Origin of the sequence: Streptomyces sp. NPDC002588 (assembly GCF_040295925.1) — a bacterium.
GTDB lineage: Bacteria > Actinomycetota > Actinomycetes > Streptomycetales > Streptomycetaceae > Streptomyces.
This window is the reverse complement of record NZ_JBEOWF010000002.1, coordinates 184,264-199,580: the sequence shown is the minus strand read 5'-3', so window position 1 is coordinate 199,580 and position 15,317 is coordinate 184,264. Positions and strand designations below refer to the sequence as shown.

Sequence of the window (15,317 nt, the reverse complement as noted above, 5' to 3'; positions counted from 1 at the left end):
TTTGATAACGATCAGTTGTCAGATCAGTTGTGAGTACTTCTGGGTCCTGATGAAGGAGAGCCGCCAGTGACAGTGACTCGCAGATCCGTCTTGATCGCCTCCGCGGCGGCGCCGGCCGCCGGAGCGCTCCCGGGCGGCCCGGCCGAGGCCGCGGAAGCGGCCGGGGCCGCCGGGGACCGCCGCACGGTCCCGCTGCGCGACGGCTGGCGCTTCGCGCTGGTCAACCCGGGCGGGATCACCGACCCGACCGGCCAGTACGCGGACGCGGCCGCCCCCGGCTACGACGACTCCGCCTGGCGCGAGGTGGCCGTCCCGCACGACTGGAGCATCGAACAGACCCCCACCACCGAGAACGGCACGACCAGCGGCACCGGCTTCTTCCCCGGCGGCCTCGGCTGGTACCGCCTCTCGTTCACCGTGCCCCCCGGCCGGGCCGGCCGGCGGATCTCGGTGGAGTTCGACGGCGTCTACATGGACTCCTCCGTCTACTGCAACGGCACCGAGGCCGGCCGCCACCCCTACGGCTACACCGGCTTCGCCTTCGATCTGACCGACCTGCTGCACACCGACGGCACCACCGAGAACGTGATCGCGGTCAAGGTCCAGAACCGCCTGCCCAGCAGCCGCTGGTACTCGGGCAGCGGCATCTACCGCGAGGCCCGGCTGGTGATCACGCAGCCGGTGCACGTCGCCCGCTGGGGCACGTACGTCACCACACCCGAGGTCACCGGGGACCGGGCGGTCGTCCGAGTGGCGACCACCGTGGTGAACGCCTCCGGCGCGAGCGCGGACGTGGAGGTCGTCTCCAGGATCGTCGCCCCGAACGGCCGCACGGTCGCCCGCCGGACCTCCACGGCCGCCGTCACCGACCAGGCCACCGAGACCCATGAACTCACCGTCCCCGACCCCGCGTTGTGGGACTTCGCCGCGCCCCGCCGCTACACCCTGGAGACCGAGCTGCGGGTCGGCGGCACACGCACCGACGCCTGCCGCACCCCCTTCGGCATCCGCACCTTCCGCTTCGACCCCGACGAGGGGTTCTTCCTCAACGGCAGGCACACCAAGATCAAGGGCGTCGACCTCCACCACGACCTGGGCGCCCTCGGCGCGGCGGTCAGCGCCGACGCGATCCGCCGGCAGATGACGATCATGAAGTCGATGGGTGTCAACGCCTTACGCACCTCGCACAACCCGCCCTCGCCGGAGATGATCCGGGTCTGCGAGGACCTGGGCATCGTGATGATGGTCGAGGCCTTCGACTGCTGGAAGACCGGCAAGACCCGCTACGACTACGGCCGGTTCTTCGACGAGTGGTGCGAGAAGGACGCCACCGAGATGGTCCTCGCGGCCCGCAACTCGCCCGCCGTCGTCCTGTGGTCCATCGGCAACGAGATCACCGACTCCACCCGGACCGCCGGCCTCGCCATGGCGGACCGGATCATCACCGCGATCAGGGCCGCCGACACCACCCGCCCCCTGGTCATCGGCTCCGACAAGTACCGCACGCCGCCCGCGAAGGGGTCCGCCGCCGATCTGATGCTGGGCAAGCTGGACGGCCTCGGCCTCAACTACAACACCGCGAAGTCGGTGGACGTCCTGCACGCCACGTACCCGCACCTGTTCCTCTTCGAGTCCGAGTCCTCCTCGGAGACGTCCACGCGCGGCACCTACCAGGAGCCCGAGCACCTCAACACCGGCGAGAACCACACGCCGGGCAGGCGGGCGGCCTCCTCCTACGACAACAACCTCGCCTCCTGGACGATGAGCGGCGAGTACGGCCACAAGAAGGACCGGGACCGGAAGTGGTTCGCCGGGCAGTTCCTGTGGTCCGGCATCGACTACATCGGCGAACCGACGCCCTACGACGTCTTCCCGGTGAAGGCCTCCTTCTTCGGCGCGGTCGACACGGCCGGCTTCCCGAAGGACATGTACCACCTGTTCCGGAGCCAGTGGGTCGACGAGCCGATGGTCCATCTGCTGCCGATGACCTGGAACCACGAGGAGGGCGACACGGTCGAGGTGTGGGCGTACTCCAACGTCGACACCGTCGAGCTGTTCCTCAACGGAAAGTCCCTGGGCACAAGGAAGTTCGACACCAAGACGACCGTCGACGGCCGCACCTACCTGGAGACCACGGAGGCCACCGGCGACGACAGGACCTTCACCGACGGCCCCTACCCCGGCAGTTACACCAGCCCCAACGGCAGCGCGGGCAAGCTGCACCTGACGTGGAAGGTCGCCTACGAGCCCGGGGTGTTGAAGGCGGTGGCCCGCCGCAAGGGCAGGGCCGTCGCCACCGACGTGCTGCGCACGGCCGGCGCCCCGCACGCGGTACGCCTCACTCCCGACCGCACGTCCCTGCCGGCGGACGGGCGTTCGCTGGTCTTCGTCACCGCCGACGTCGTCGACGCGCACGGGGTCGTCGTGCCGGACGCCGAGCACCTCATCTCCTTCGAGGTGCGCGGCGGCTCGCTCGCGGGGCTCGACAACGGACGGGAGGAGAGCGCCGAGCGGTACCAGGCGAGCACCCGGACCGCCTTCCGCGGCAAGGCGCTCGCCGTCGTGCGGTCGGGCACCGAGGCGGGCTCCCTGACGGTGACCGCGAGCGTGGCGGGGCTGCGCGCGGGCACCGCGGCCGTGCGCACCACCCAGGCCCGCTCGGTGGCGACGACCCCGGCGCCCGCCTTCGCCCCCGACCATCCGGCGCCTGCGAACCACCCTTACGCCGACGCCAGTTACTCCGGCCGCCCGGACACCCTGCCCGCCGCCGTGCTGGACGGCGACCCCGCCACCGGCTGGTCCAACGCCTTCGTCAAGGCCGCCACCGCGTTGCTGCCCGCCTTCAGCGGGGCCCGGGCCGAGGACTGGCTGTCGGTGGACTGGGGGCGCACCCGGGACTTCGACCGGGTCGCGGTCTCCTTCACGGTCGACGCCACGCACAGTCTGCCCGCGTCGCTCGAGATCGCCGTGTGGGACGGCGAGCGGTACACGCCGGTCCGGGGCGCGGCCGTCGACTGGGCCACCGCCTCGGACGCGCCGACCGTCGTCACCTTCGACCCGGTGCGCGGCTCCCGGCTGCGGCTGGCACTGACCAGTGGTGCGCCGGGCGAGATGCGAGGAGCGGTGCGGATCAGCAAGCTGGAGGCGTAGACGGGGAGCGGTCCGGGCGGGAAGCCGTGCCGTCCGGACCGTTGACGGGGTGTCATGACTGTGACAAGCATGTCCTTCGACCCCTTTGGGAGCGCTCCCATCAGCCGACCGAGGAGCCGGACGTGATACGACGCGGTACCGCGCTGCTGTCCCTCGCCGCCCTGCTCGGTGCGGCGCTCACCGCACTGCCCGGAGGGCGGGCCGCGGCCGACGAGGTCGAGCAGGTCAGGAACGGCGGCTTCGACACCACGGCCGACTCCTGGTGGACGAGCAACGTCACGGCCGGGCTGTCCGGCGGACGGCTCTGCGCGGACGTGCCCGGCGGCACCGTCAACCGATGGGACTCCGCGGTCGGCCAGGACGCGATCACCCTGGTGAAGGGCTCCACGTACCGGTTCTCCTTCGCCGCCTCCGGAGTGCCCGAGGGACACGCGGTGCGGGCGATCGTGGGCCTCGGGGTGACGCCGTACGACACCTGGTACGAGGCGGCTCCCGTGCTGGGCGAGCCGGGCGACGCGTACTCCTACACCTTCACCTCGCCGGTCGACTCCACCCAGGGCCAGGTCGCCTTCCAGGTCGGCGGCAGCGCGGATCCGTGGCGGTTCTGCCTGGACGACGTGTCCCTGCTGGGCGGGGTGCCGCCGGAGGTGTACGAGCCCGACACCGGGCCGCGCGTGCGCGTCAACCAGGTCGCCTATCTGCCCGCCGGGCCGAAGAACGCCACCCTCGTCACCGACGCCACCGCGAAACTGCCCTGGCGGCTGAGGGACGCCGCCGGGGCGACGGTCGCGCACGGCTGGAGCGTGCCGCGCGGCCTCGACGTCTCCTCGGGGCAGAACGTCCACTCGATCGACTTCGGCGCCTACCGGGGGCGGGGCACGGGCTTCACCCTGGTCGCCGACGGCGAGACCAGCCGCCCGTTCGACATCGGCACCGCCGCCTACGAACAGCTGCGCCTCGACGCGGTGAAGTACTACTACCCGCAGCGCAGCGGCATCGCGATCCGCGACGACCTGCGCCCCGGCTACGGCCGGGCGGCCGGCCACGTGGGCGCCGCCCCCAACCAGGGCGACACGGACGTGCCCTGTCAGCCGGGCGTGTGCGACTACCGCCTCGACGTCTCCGGCGGCTGGTACGACGCCGGCGACCACGGCAAGTACGTCGTCAACGGCGGCATCGCCACCTGGGAGCTGCTCAGCACCTACGAACGCTCCCTCGTGGCCCGCACCGGCAGCCCGGACAAGCTCGGCGACGGCACGCTCGCGCTGCCCGAGAGCGGCAACGGCGTGCCCGACATCCTCGACGAGGCCCGCTGGGAACTGGACTTCCTGCTGAAGATGCAGGTGCCCGACGGACAGCCGCTGGCCGGCATGGCCCACCACAAGGTCCACGACGAGCAGTGGACCGGGCTGCCCCTGCTGCCCGGCGACGATCCGCAGAAGCGCGAACTGCACGCGCCGACCACCACCGCCACCCTCAACCTGGCCGCGACGGCAGCCCAGGCGGCCCGCCTCTACCGGCCCTACGACAAGGCCTTCGCCGCGAAGGCGCTGACAGCGGCACGCAAGGCCTGGGCCGCCGCACTCGCACACCCCGGCGTGTACGCCGATCCCGACGACGGTGTCGGGGGCGGCACCTACGACGACGGCAACGCGACCGACGAGTTCTACTGGGCGGCCGCCGAGCTGTATCTCACCACGGGGGAGAAGCAGTTCAGCGACCATGTGCTCGACTCCCCGGTCCACACCGCCGACATCTTCGTCCCGTACGGCTTCGACTGGTCCCGCACCGCGGCCGCGGGCCGGCTCGACCTCGCCCTCGTCCCGAACCGGCTCCCCGGCCGCGACAAGGTGCGCGGTTCCGTGGTGCGCGGCGCCGACACCTATCTGGCCACGCTCACCGCCCAGCCGTACGGCATGCCCTACGCCCCCGACGGCAACCGCTACGACTGGGGCTCCACCCACCAGGTCCTCAACAACGCGGTGGTCATCGCCACCGCCTACGACCTCACGGGAGCCTCGAAGTACCGTGACGGGGCCGTGCAGAGCATGGACTACGTCCTCGGCCGCAACGCGCTGAACATCTCGTACGTCACCGGCTACGGCGAGGTGAACTCCCACCACCAGCACAGCCGCTGGTACGCCCACCAGCTCGACCCGAACCTCCCGGACCCGCCCGCGGGCACCCTCGCGGGAGGCGCGAACTCGAGCATCCAGGACCCCTACGCACAGAGCAGACTCCAGGGGTGCGTCGGCCAGTTCTGCTACATCGACGACATCCAGTCCTGGTCGACGAACGAGAACGCGGTCAACTGGAACGCGGCCCTGACCCGCATGGCGTCCTTCGTGGCCGACCAGGCGCAACCGTGATGACTGGCCCGGTACCGCACCGACGCTCGGTTGACCTGGGGATATTTACGAGTAAGTACCCGGGCGGTACCGTGAGGGCATGCCAGCCCTCAATGTGGAATTCAGCGATCGCGAGCTGGAGGACCTGCGGCAGATCGCCAAGGAACGCGGTACGTCGATGAAGGCACTCGTGCGCGAGGCGGCCGCCGCCGACATCGCGCGCCACCGGGCACTGCAGGAGGGCGCGGAGGCGTTCCGCAGGTTCTTCGCGTCACACGCCGACGAGTTCGCCGCCGCCTTCCCCGAGGACGAACCCTCCGTCAAGGGCGAGGGGCGGGTCGCCTGACCGATGACACCCGTCATCCACATCGACGTGCCCTGGCTGCTCCAGCGCCACGAAGAGGTCCTCCCGGACCAGCCCACCGTCAACGACTTCTCCGCGCTGGTCGCCGCCGTCGCCCGGCACCGGGTCGACCCGCCCCGGCTCGGCGTCGACTCCGACCCGGCCTGGCGGGCCGCCGCGCTGCTGCACACCCTCGCCCTGCTCAAGCCGCTGCCCTCGGCCAACGCCCGCTTCGCCTGCGCGACCGCGGTGGCGTACATGTTCGTCAGCGGCGTCGGGATCGACCCGCCCTACGGCGCGCTCGTCGACCTCGCCCGGGACCTGATCGACGGCAAGACCGACGTCTACGGCGCGGCCGACCGGCTGCGGTCCTGGCAGATATAGCCGTTCGCGGAGGTTGTGGGCCGCCGGCCGAGGGCGGGAGGAACAAGGCCGGCGGCCGATCAGGCGCAGGAGAGCCGCCTTCCTGCGCGGGGCCTCCGAGGAGGGGCCGGGTCCAGTCCACTACGCGGGGCACCCACCCGAAAGGTGCGCGGCGCCCCGGCGTGTGCGTCTGATTCACACGGGGCGCAAGAGGGGACGAAAGGCACCCCGCGGGCCATTCCTCCTGCCGTGTTGTCAACTTTCTTTCAACAACGCCCAGCTTGTCCTCGCGCCTTGTTGCGCACGACTTAGTTGTGCAATGGTGAACCTTCCGAGCGGGGGGTGACGGCCGGGTCCTGTGTTCGCCGGTGAAGGCGGACACCCGCTCCCCGCCGCACCACACCAGGTACGTACCGAAGGAACCGCTCAGTGCCCACCCCCCAGCCTCCTCGTTCTCCCTACCCGCCGCCCGGCGGTGGCCCCGGAGAATCCGACGAGTTCCTCGCCGCCGGCATACGCGGCGGCACGGACAGCGAGGTCGCCCAGCCCACCGCGCTGCTGATCGCCCGGCACTGGCGGCCCGTGCACGAGTACGCGGTGATCTGCCTGGCCTCCTCCGGCAGCGTCTCGAACATGCTCACCGCGGCCGCCGTCCACCAGGTCTTCGACCGGCTGAAGCTGGGCGAACCGGGGACGGCGCTGCGCCCCCGGCTGCTGGTCACCGTGCGGGACCTGGCCCGGCAGTGGTCCGCCGACGAGAGCATCGCCGGGGTGGTGCCGGTGGTGAAGAAGCCGGCCGGGGCGCGGGGGATGCGGACCGCGAAGTCCCTGATCCCGGAGAACCGGGTGCTGGCCGAACGGTCCTTCCAGGGCCTGTCCGCGGAGGCCCGGGGCGTCCTGTGGCACGCGGAGGTCGAGGCCGAGCCGGTCGGCGCGGTCGCCGGGCTGCTCGGCATGGACACCGACACCGTCGTCGCCGCCCACCAACAGGCCTGCGAAAAGCTCCGCGAGGGCCTGGTCCGCGCACACCGCGACCTCGCCCCGAGCAAGGACTGCCGCTTCTACAACCGCCTCCTCGACGTGCCCATCCGCCGGGGCGGCGAACTCCTGCCGGACGTGCGCAAGCACCTCGACGAGTGCCGTTACTGCCGCGCCGCGGCCGAGCAGCTCGGCCACTTCGAGGGCGGCCTCGGCATCCTGCTCGCCGAGGCGGTGCTCGGCTGGGGCGCCCGCCGCTACCACGACTCGCGCCCCGGCCGCGCCGAGCAGCCCGTACGGCTCAGGGGATCCGCCCGCCACCGGGGCGGACGCCCGCGCGGCGGCAGCCTGCTGTCCCGCATCCCGTCGCCGCGCCGGCGGGCCGCCGGGCAGCCGAGGTCGCCGCGGGCGCTGTTCACCGGTGTCGGTCTCGCCTCGGCCGGTGTGCTGACCACCCTGCTCGCGGCCGGCATGTGGATGGACGACGGCGGCGCCGACCCGGCCGCCTCCACCAGCGGCGCCGTTCCCGGCACCGACTCGCGGGCCGCCACCGCCTCTCCGACGAGCCCCGGCACCGCCCAGCTGCCCGCCGCACCCCAGCGGACCCAGTTGCGCAACGCGGCGGCCGACCTCTGCCTGGACGTCCGGGGCGAGGCGAAGGAGGGCGCCGCCCTCGAACTCGCCGACTGCGGCTCGGGCCTCACCCAGCAGTGGTCGTACGCCGACGACGGGCTGCTGCACAGCGCGGCCGACAGCGATCTGTGCGTGGACTCCCACGCGGACGCCGGGGTGGTCGTCCTCGGCGCCTGCGCGGACACCGGCCAGGCCCGCGCGGACGACGTCCGCTACGACTTCACCGTCCAGGGCGAACTGCTGCCCCGCTGGGACGACACCCTCGCCCTGGCCGCCGCCGGCGAGGAGGCGGGCGACGACGTCGTGGTCAAGGTCCGCGACCACTCCACCGCCCAGCGCTGGCTCCCCGACGCGGCCACCGCCACCTCCGGCTCCCTGGCGGTCACCGGTACCGACGCGCCGGTCCCGGCCCAGCCGGTGGAGCTGTGGGAGGGGACGGCCTGAGGAGCGCTACCCCGTCTCCCCGGCCAGGTCGCCGGGGCCGACCGTCTTCGGCGTGGCGTGGCCGGACAGGGCCAGGGTGAGGTCGAGTTCGGCCAGCAGACAGCGGATGACGTGCTCGACGCCCGGCCGGCCGTCGAGGCCGAGACCGTAGGCGTAGGGGCGGCCCAGCAGCACCGCCTCGGCGCCCAGGGCGAGGGCCTTGAAGACGTCGTCGCCGGTGCGGACACCGCTGTCGAACAGGACGGTGAGCCGCTCGCCCACCGCCCGCGCGACGCCGGGCAGCGCGTCGGCGGCCGCGATCGACCCGGCCACCTGGCGGCCGCCGTGGTTGGAGACCACCACGCCGTCCATCCCGGCCTCCGCGGCGAGGAGGGCGTCGTCCGGGTGCAGGACGCCCTTGAGCACGATCGGCCCGTCCCAGTTCTCCCGCAGGAACGCCAGGTCCGGCCAGGTCTTGCCGGGGTCCGCGAACAGGTCGACGAAGTGCAGGACGGCCGCGTCCGGATCCTCGTGCGGTGGTTTGGCCAGTCCCGCCTGGAAGGCCGGGTCGGAGAAGTAGTTGGCGGTGCCCACGCCGTGCAGGAACGGCAGATAGGCCTGGTCGAGATCGCGCGGCCGCCAGGCCAGCAGCGGGGTGTCCAGGGTGACGACGAGCACCGTGAAGCCGCTCGCCCGCGCCCGGCCGAGGAAACTCCGGGTCACCTCGCGGTCCTTGGACCAGTACAGCTGGAACCAGCGCTCCGCGTCCCCCATCGCCTCGGCGACCTGCTCGATCGGCGTGCTCGAGGCGGAGGAAAGGATGTACGGCACCCCGTGCGCGGCCGCCGCCCGGGCCGCCCCGGACTCGGCCTCCGGATGCATGATCGACAGCACGCCGATCGGGGCGAGCGCGACCGGGGCGGCCAGCGCGCGGCCCAGCACCTCGACCGACAGATCCCGCTCGTGCACGTCCCGCAGCATGCGCGGCACGATGCGCCGGCGCTCCAGGGCCGCCCGGTTCGCCCGCGCCGTACTGCCGTCGCCCGCGCTGCCGGCCACATAGCCGACCGGCCCGGGGCCGAGCCGCCGCTCCGTCAGCTCCTCGAGCCGCGTCAGGTCGGTGGGCAGCCGGGGAACCCTGCCCGTCATGCCGTTCAGGTAGATCTCGTACTGGAAGTCCGCCCAGTGCCTCGCCATCCGTACGTTCCGCCTCTCGTCGTCGAGCCCGCGTGCACGGCGACGATACCGACCGGTAGCCGGCTCACCGGGCCGCGTCCGGCCCCTGTTCCCGCACCCGCTGCACGTGCTCCAGTGACTCCCGCAGTTCGGCGAGCCAGTCGTCGGTGTGCCGCTGCACCAGCCGGACGCACCAGGCGAGCGCGTCACTGCGGCTGCGCGCCACGCCGCCGGCGATCAGGGTGTCCAGCACCTGGCGCTCGGGCTGCCGCAGCCGGGTCATGACCGGTGCGGCGACGTGGGTGAACAGGGCGCGCTCCGAGTCGCACACCACGCCCCACGACACCTTGCGGCGGAACTGGTGCTCGGCGTCCCGGGCCACCGCCATCCGGGTCTCCCGGGTGCGCTCGCGGAACTCCTGGATCCGGGCGGTCACGGCCGCCTCCCGTTCGGCGGCCGGGGCCTCCTCGGCCAGCCGGGGCGCCGGCACCCGGCCGATCACGGTGATCTCCTCGCGGTCGACCACGACCTCGACGAGTTCCTCGAACAGGTCGTCGGGCAGCCGCCCGGCGAACCAGCCCCTCAGCTTCTCTCTCTGCTCATCGGTAATCATGTAATGACGATTACTCCGCTGGTCCATGAACACAAGGGCGGGCGGAGGGGTCCGCCGAGAGCGGAATGTTTCAGGCCGATTGACGAACCCCTGGAAATCGGCCACCCGGCCGACGAGAAGGATCATGAAGCGCTTGCTTCCGGCGTTGAAACGTTCGAATTCCGTTACTTCGCGCCACTGATTCAATACGCAAGGTTACTGAATTTCATGGGGTCGATGTGAGTTCCGGCGGCGGACTCGGCAGACTCGCGCTCGCCGCGTCCGGCACCGATCGCGCCGGCTGCGGCACACCCTCGAATCGAGCGGAAGGATGCACACAATGCGGAACACCGCGCGCTGGGCAGCGACCCTCGGCCTCACGGCCGCCACCGTCTGCGGACCCCTCGCCCACTCTGCGCTCGCCGCACCGGAGACCCCGGCGGCGTCACCGGCCTCCCTCTACGCCCCGTCCGCCCTGGTGCTGACCATGGGCCACGGCGAGAGCGCCGCCTCCGCGGGCGCAGCCCGGGCCGTCACCCTCAGCTGCGCCCCCCGACCCTCCGGTACCCACCCGGCACCCGCCCTGGCCTGTGCCGAGCTGCGGGCCGTCGGCGGCGACCCGGACGCCCTGGCGGGCCCGGGCGACGCGCTGTGCACCAGGCAGTACGACCCGGTGGTCGTCACCGTGGACGGTGTGTGGCAGGGCAAGCGCGTCGCCTTCGAGCGCACCTTCGCCAACGAGTGCGTGAAGAACGCTGCCGAGAGCAGCCTCTTCACCTTCTGAGACCGGGATCGCGTGGCTCCCGTGGACGCCGCGACAGGCTCGTGACGTGGGGAGTACGGGCCACTGACACGGGACCACCGTGATCTCGCGACCCAGGGGCCGGACGGGCGGAGTGGGGCCGCCCGCCGGTCCCTGGGATCATTCGTTCCCCGGGATCACTCCGTCCCGGGGGCGCTCTCGCCGGGGATCGAGCCGAGCGGCGGAAAGCGGCCCAGCAGGCCCGTGGCCCGCAGCAGCCGGCGCAGCTCCGGCTGGTCGGCGACGACGCGCAGCCGTCCGCCGAGCCGCACCGCCCGCGTCTGGGCCCGGCACAGCACGCGCAGCCCCGAACAGTCGAAGAACTCCACGCTCCGGAGGTCGACCAGGACGTCCGGGCTCGCCGTCGCCGCCGAGGTGGCCGCGTCCAGATGCTCGGCGACCTGGGGGGCCGTCGCCAGGTCGATCTCGCCCCGCACCTCGACCACGAGGTGGGGGCCGCTGACACGAGTACGCGCATGCTGATTGGCCGGTGGCGCCATGTCGTTCCACCTCGGCAGGGGACCGTTCGAAGGCGGTAGCTACCCCGGTGGGGCGCACGCCATCCCTGCGACGCCGGGCACAAGATCTAGTTCACTCGACCTGGTGAATTTCAGGTAGATCCATTGACTTTCCGGCGGGAGTTTTCAGGTGGGAGCTCCGGTGGCTCGTGTCGCACCAGGGGTACCGGCGGCTGCGCCGGCAGGTGCACAGGGCGACCCGGAAACGGTCGGACGTCACCGTCGTCCCGTCCTCGAGTTCCACCTCCACCGGGCCCTCGACGAGCAGCGGGCCGCGGCGCTGGACGGTGATCCGGCGGCAGGGCCGGTCAGCGGGGGAGTTCGGCACGGACGACCACCAGCTCCTCGTTCTTCTCTTCGGCGGACAGCAGGCCCCGGGTGCGCAGCCAGTCCTCGCGGGCCCGCACCACCGGTCCGAAGGGGACGCGACGGCGCCGGGTCACCGAGGCCTTCAGGCCCGACGCGCGCAGGAAGGCGAGGGTGCTCGCGGGGTCGCTGAGCGCGGAGTGGACGAGCAGCAGCACTCCGCCGGGCCGTAGCAGCCCGGGCGCCTCGCGGCAGATCCGGTCGAGCAGCAGCCGCCCGTCCCGGCCCGCGTCCCAGGCCCGGGCCGGGCCGCGCGGCCCGGAGCAGCCGGGCGCGGACGCCACGGGCATGTAGGGCGGGTTGCTCAGAATGAGATCGAAGGACCGCCCGTGCACGGGGGTGAAGAGGTTGCCGCGCCGCACCCGCACCGGAAGCCGCTCCCGCCTCGCGTTGAGGCGGGCGGCGAACACCGCCCGCCACGACACGTCCACCGCGGTCACCCGGGTACCGCGCCGGGCCGCCTGGAGGGCCAGCGCGCCGGTGCCCGTCCCGACGTCCAGGACGTCGGAGCCGGGCGCGAGCGGTTCCTCGGCCAGTGCCCCGGCCAGCAGGGCGGTGTCGTCTTGCGGGGCGTACACGCCCGGGAGCACCAGTGGTTGCACCCGCACCAGGTACCCCGGACATCAGGAAATATCGGTCGTTTCCGGGGGCGAGGCAGAGGCCGGGGGGCCGGGCAGGGGCGTGCGCAGGGAGGATCGCCCCGCGCGCCAGGCGCCGAGCAGCTGCCCGGCCAGGCGGTCCTCCAGCAGGCCGGTGGCGTCGACGCCGAACGCGACGTCGGCCGCGAGCTGCGGCTCCTCGTCGAGCAGCCCGCCGATCACGTCGTGCCGTACGACCTGCTCGTGGACGGCGTCGGCCTCGACGTGCTCGTCGTAGAAGTACGCGGCGGCGGGCCCGGCGCCCGTGCGGCGCATGGCCTCGGCGAGCCGCCGGGAACCGGGGGAGGAGGTGATCTCCACGAACGCGAAGTGGCCCACCAGGGCGCCCCGCAGCGCGCGGTGCAGGCCGAACAGGGACATGAGGTTGACCGTGGCCAGCGTCTGCGCGCACGCGGCGTCGAGATGGCGGCCGTAGGAGGTGTCCAGGTCCAGGTCGGCCATCAGGTCGGCGTACAGGCGCGCGTGGACCCGGTCGGCGCGGCCGCCGCCGAACTCGTCGAACTCCACGGCCGCCATCGCCGCCTTGGCCCGCCCGCACAGGCGCGGCAGCACCCACGCGTGCGGATCCGCCTCCTTGAGGTGGTACAGGGAGCGCTGTGCCGCGTACTCGCGCACCTGCCACCGCTCGCCCTCGGCGGCCAGGAAATGACTGACGCCCGTGCCGTCGGCCGGCTCGACGAGGAGCTCCGCGAGCGCGTCGTCGACGGTGTCGTGGACGGGGGTGTCCTCGCGCAGCGCGGTCAGGAAGCGGTTCTCCAGCGCGGCGCGGACGCCCAGCAGGCCGGCGTCCCATTCGAGGTCCGGGGAGACCCCGGCGAAGCCGCGGTAGTGCAGCTCGTAGCAGAGGTAGAGCGCCAGTTGCAGGTCGTCGCCGTAGGGGTCCCCGGAGGCGGCCGCACCGGCGGGCGGCAGCGGGCCCGTGTCCAGCAGGTACGCCCGCACGGCCGTCGAGACCGGGCCGCGGGGCGGCGGCAGCGGTGGACCTTCGTGTGCCATGCGGGCCGGGTACCCCGAGGGCTCCGGGCAACCCGGCTCCACCGGCCGCTCAGTCGTCCTGGGACTCCTCCTCGGCACGTGTGTTCGGGGTGATGGCCTCGGCGGCCTCGCCCCGGTGGCCGCGCCGCCCGTCCGCGGGGTCGTCGGCCCGGCTCTCGGCGTCCTCGATCTCCCTGAGCACCTCTTCGAGCGCGGTCTCGGGAGGCTTGCGGTCGTCGGACATGCGCCACTCCTCTGTCGGGTGTTCCGGTGTGTGCCGTGCGTCGTCGGGGCCGTCCCGGAGGCGGGCCCCCGCCCGGCGGCACGGCGGGTACCCGCCTCCCGCGCCGTCCCACGCGGGTCCGCCCACGGAAGAGGCCGCCGTCCCTGGCGGACGGCGGCCTCTCGCTCCCGGTGCGGCTCCCTGGGCGGCCGGCGGCGTCACATGTGGACGACCGTCGCGGCGTCGGCGTCCTGCTGCGGCACCCCGCGGCGGAAGAGCAGGAACGCGATCACCGCGCCCGCCGCGAAGAAGCCCGCCGACCACCAGAAGGCGGTGGTGTAGCTCTCGATGGTGGCCTGCGCCTGGACCAGCTTGCTGGTGGCGTCCCGGCCGGACAGGTAGTCGGTCGCGGCGCTCGCGGCCAGCGTGTTCAGCAGGGCCGTACCGATCGAGCCGCCGACCTGCTGCATCGCGTTGACCGTCGCGGAGGCCACCCCCGCGTCCTCGGCGGCGACCCCGCCGGTGGCCATCTGCATGGCGGGCGGCATGACCAGGCCGAGGCCGACACCGGTGACGATCAGCTGCGGCAGCACCGCGCTCAGGTAGGAGGAGCCCACACCGATGCCGGTCAGCCAGGCCATGCCCACGCCGGCGATCGCGAAGCCCAGCGGGATGACCGCCTTCGGGCCGATCCGCGGCACCAGGACGGTCGTGCCGACCTGGGCCGTCACCATCAGCGCGCCGACCATCGGCAGGAACGCGACACCGGTCTTCGTGGGGCTGAAGCCCAGGTTGAGCTGGAGGTAGTAGGTGAGGAAGAGGAAGACGCCGAACATGCCCGCGCCGGAGATGAGGACGGCGAAGAAGGAGGCCGCGCGGTTGCGGTCGAGCAGGATGCGCAGCGGCAGCAGCGGGTGCGCGGCGCGCGTCTGCCACCAGGTGAACGCCACCAGCAGTACCCCGCCCGCGATCAGGAAGCCCCAGGTCTGCGCGGAGCCCCAGTCGTGGGTCTCGGCGTTGGAGAAGCCGTAGACGACGGCGAACAGTCCGGCGGCGACCAGAAGGGTACCGGGGACGTCCAGCCTGGAGTTCGCGGCGTCGCGGTGGTTGGCCAGCAGGATCCAGCCGCCGGCGAAGGCGAGCACGGCGATGGCCACGTTGACGTAGAGGGTCCAGCGCCAGTCGAGCGCGTCGGTCAGGAGGCCGCCGAGCAGCAGGCCCACCGCGCCGCCCGCGCCGGCGATGGCGCCGTAGACGCTGAACGCCTTGGCCCGTTCCTTGGCGTCGGTGAAGGTCGTGTTCAGCAGGGAGAGCGCGGCGGGCGCGAGCAGCGCGCCGAAGGCACCCTGGAGGGCGCGGGCGGTGACCAGCATCTCGAAGTTGGTGGCCGCGCCGCCGAGCGCGGAGACGGCGGCGAAGCCGACGACACCGATCAGGAAGGCCGTCTTGCGGCCGAAGAGGTCGGCTATCCGGCCTCCGAGCAGCAGCAGGGAGGCGAACGTGAGCGCGTACGCGGTGACGATCCACTGCCGGTTGCCGTCGGAGAAGCCGAGGTCGGCCTGGGCCGAGGGCAGGGCGATGTTCACGATGGTGGCGTCCAGGACCACCATCAGCTGGGCCAGGGCGACGACGGCGAGGATCCACCACTTCCTGCCGGAGGCGGCGGCCGGCGCCTGTTCGGCACCCGTGCGGGTGCCGTCCGTCAAGGTCTTCGCTGTCATGGGGAACGACTCCAGGGAGGTTGGTGCGGCAGGAGACGGGAAGGCAA

General features: G+C 72.7%; 14 protein-coding genes. 6 read left to right on the top strand and 8 right to left on the bottom strand.

Features of this window, described 5'->3' with window-relative positions; translation table 11 throughout:
• Window positions 1-66 precede the first annotated feature (66 nt).
• The 5 genes from ABT057_RS03545 to ABT057_RS03525 all read left to right on the top strand — a co-directional run bounded on the left by ABT057_RS03545 (window position 67) and on the right by ABT057_RS03525 (window position 8,259).
• Window positions 67-3,150 (top strand): glycoside hydrolase family 2 TIM barrel-domain containing protein, encoded by a 3,084-nt coding sequence (locus ABT057_RS03545; protein ID WP_352340752.1) that lies wholly within the window; start codon window positions 67-69, stop codon window positions 3,148-3,150.
• A 122-nt stretch (window positions 3,151-3,272) separates the two neighbouring features.
• Entirely contained in the window at window positions 3,273-5,519 is a 2,247-nt protein-coding gene (locus tag ABT057_RS03540; RefSeq protein ID WP_352340751.1) for a glycoside hydrolase family 9 protein, read from the top strand.
• Window positions 5,520-5,598: 79 nt separating this feature from the next.
• The gene (locus ABT057_RS03535; RefSeq protein WP_352340750.1) at window positions 5,599-5,844 is read left to right on the top strand and encodes a hypothetical protein; all 246 of its coding nucleotides are present in this window, start codon (window positions 5,599-5,601) and stop codon (window positions 5,842-5,844) included.
• A gap of 3 nt (window positions 5,845-5,847) precedes the next feature.
• A complete protein-coding gene (locus ABT057_RS03530; protein ID WP_055631619.1) occupies window positions 5,848-6,225 on the top strand; it encodes a hypothetical protein in 378 nt (125 codons plus the stop codon).
• A 408-nt stretch (window positions 6,226-6,633) separates the two neighbouring features.
• The gene (locus ABT057_RS03525) at window positions 6,634-8,259 is read left to right on the top strand and encodes an RICIN domain-containing protein (RefSeq protein WP_352340749.1); all 1,626 of its coding nucleotides are present in this window, start codon (window positions 6,634-6,636) and stop codon (window positions 8,257-8,259) included.
• Window positions 8,260-8,265: 6 nt separating this feature from the next.
• Here the strand turns inward: ABT057_RS03525 and ABT057_RS03520 are convergent, their stop codons facing one another.
• Entirely contained in the window at window positions 8,266-9,435 is a 1,170-nt protein-coding gene (locus ABT057_RS03520) for a lactate 2-monooxygenase (protein ID WP_352340748.1), read from the bottom strand.
• A 64-nt stretch (window positions 9,436-9,499) separates the two neighbouring features.
• The gene (gene abmR / locus ABT057_RS03515; protein ID WP_352340747.1) at window positions 9,500-10,027 is read right to left on the bottom strand and encodes an ATP-binding transcription factor AbmR; all 528 of its coding nucleotides are present in this window, start codon (window positions 10,025-10,027) and stop codon (window positions 9,500-9,502) included.
• Between the two features lie 319 nt (window positions 10,028-10,346).
• Here abmR and ABT057_RS03510 point away from each other — a divergent pair, with 319 nt between their 5' ends.
• Window positions 10,347-10,790, top strand: a complete 444-nt coding sequence (locus tag ABT057_RS03510; RefSeq protein ID WP_352340746.1) for a subtilase-type protease inhibitor — start codon at window positions 10,347-10,349, stop codon at window positions 10,788-10,790.
• Window positions 10,791-10,945: 155 nt separating this feature from the next.
• On the opposite strand, the gene ABT057_RS03505 is transcribed toward ABT057_RS03510, so the two are convergent.
• The 6 genes from ABT057_RS03505 to ABT057_RS03480 form a co-directional block, all read right to left on the bottom strand.
• Window positions 10,946-11,308 carry an STAS domain-containing protein gene (locus tag ABT057_RS03505; RefSeq protein ID WP_352340745.1) on the bottom strand — a complete coding sequence of 121 codons (363 nt, stop codon included), beginning with the start codon at window positions 11,306-11,308 and terminating at the stop codon, window positions 10,946-10,948.
• Window positions 11,309-11,399: 91 nt separating this feature from the next.
• On the bottom strand, window positions 11,400-11,654 hold the full coding sequence (locus ABT057_RS03500; RefSeq protein ID WP_352340744.1) for a CDGSH iron-sulfur domain-containing protein: 255 nt from the start codon (window positions 11,652-11,654) through the stop codon (window positions 11,400-11,402).
• Window positions 11,635-12,303 carry a HemK2/MTQ2 family protein methyltransferase gene (locus ABT057_RS03495; RefSeq protein ID WP_352340972.1) on the bottom strand — a complete coding sequence of 223 codons (669 nt, stop codon included), beginning with the start codon at window positions 12,301-12,303 and terminating at the stop codon, window positions 11,635-11,637. Before ABT057_RS03495 ends, ABT057_RS03500 begins: the two co-directional genes overlap by 20 nt.
• 12 nt (window positions 12,304-12,315) lie before the next feature.
• Window positions 12,316-13,347, bottom strand: coding sequence for an iron-containing redox enzyme family protein (locus ABT057_RS03490; RefSeq protein ID WP_352340743.1), 1,032 nt, complete (start codon window positions 13,345-13,347; stop codon window positions 12,316-12,318).
• Between the two features lie 49 nt (window positions 13,348-13,396).
• Window positions 13,397-13,570: a hypothetical protein gene (locus ABT057_RS03485; RefSeq protein WP_352340742.1), complete on the bottom strand. Its 174-nt coding sequence runs from the start codon at window positions 13,568-13,570 to the stop codon at window positions 13,397-13,399.
• Between the two features lie 197 nt (window positions 13,571-13,767).
• Window positions 13,768-15,270: an MFS transporter gene (locus tag ABT057_RS03480; protein WP_352340741.1), complete on the bottom strand. Its 1,503-nt coding sequence runs from the start codon at window positions 15,268-15,270 to the stop codon at window positions 13,768-13,770.
• Between the last annotated feature and the right edge of the window lie 47 nt (window positions 15,271-15,317).

Bases quoted from the DNA above. Each gene is read 5' to 3' on its own strand.
- ABT057_RS03480 (WP_352340741.1), bottom strand. From the start codon at position 15,270: ATGACAGCGAAGACCTTGACGGACGGCACCCGCACGGGTGCCGAACAG.
- ABT057_RS03485 (WP_352340742.1), bottom strand. From the start codon at position 13,570: ATGTCCGACGACCGCAAGCCTCCCGAGACCGCGCTCGAAGAGGTGCTC.
- abmR (WP_352340747.1), bottom strand. From the start codon at position 10,027: ATGATTACCGATGAGCAGAGAGAGAAGCTGAGGGGCTGGTTCGCCGGG.
- ABT057_RS03490 (WP_352340743.1), bottom strand. From the start codon at position 13,347: ATGGCACACGAAGGTCCACCGCTGCCGCCGCCCCGCGGCCCGGTCTCG.
- ABT057_RS03530 (WP_055631619.1), top strand. From the start codon at position 5,848: ATGACACCCGTCATCCACATCGACGTGCCCTGGCTGCTCCAGCGCCAC.
- ABT057_RS03535 (WP_352340750.1), top strand. From the start codon at position 5,599: ATGCCAGCCCTCAATGTGGAATTCAGCGATCGCGAGCTGGAGGACCTG.
- ABT057_RS03505 (WP_352340745.1), bottom strand. From the start codon at position 11,308: ATGGCGCCACCGGCCAATCAGCATGCGCGTACTCGTGTCAGCGGCCCC.
- ABT057_RS03510 (WP_352340746.1), top strand. From the start codon at position 10,347: ATGCGGAACACCGCGCGCTGGGCAGCGACCCTCGGCCTCACGGCCGCC.
- ABT057_RS03520 (WP_352340748.1), bottom strand. From the start codon at position 9,435: ATGGCGAGGCACTGGGCGGACTTCCAGTACGAGATCTACCTGAACGGC.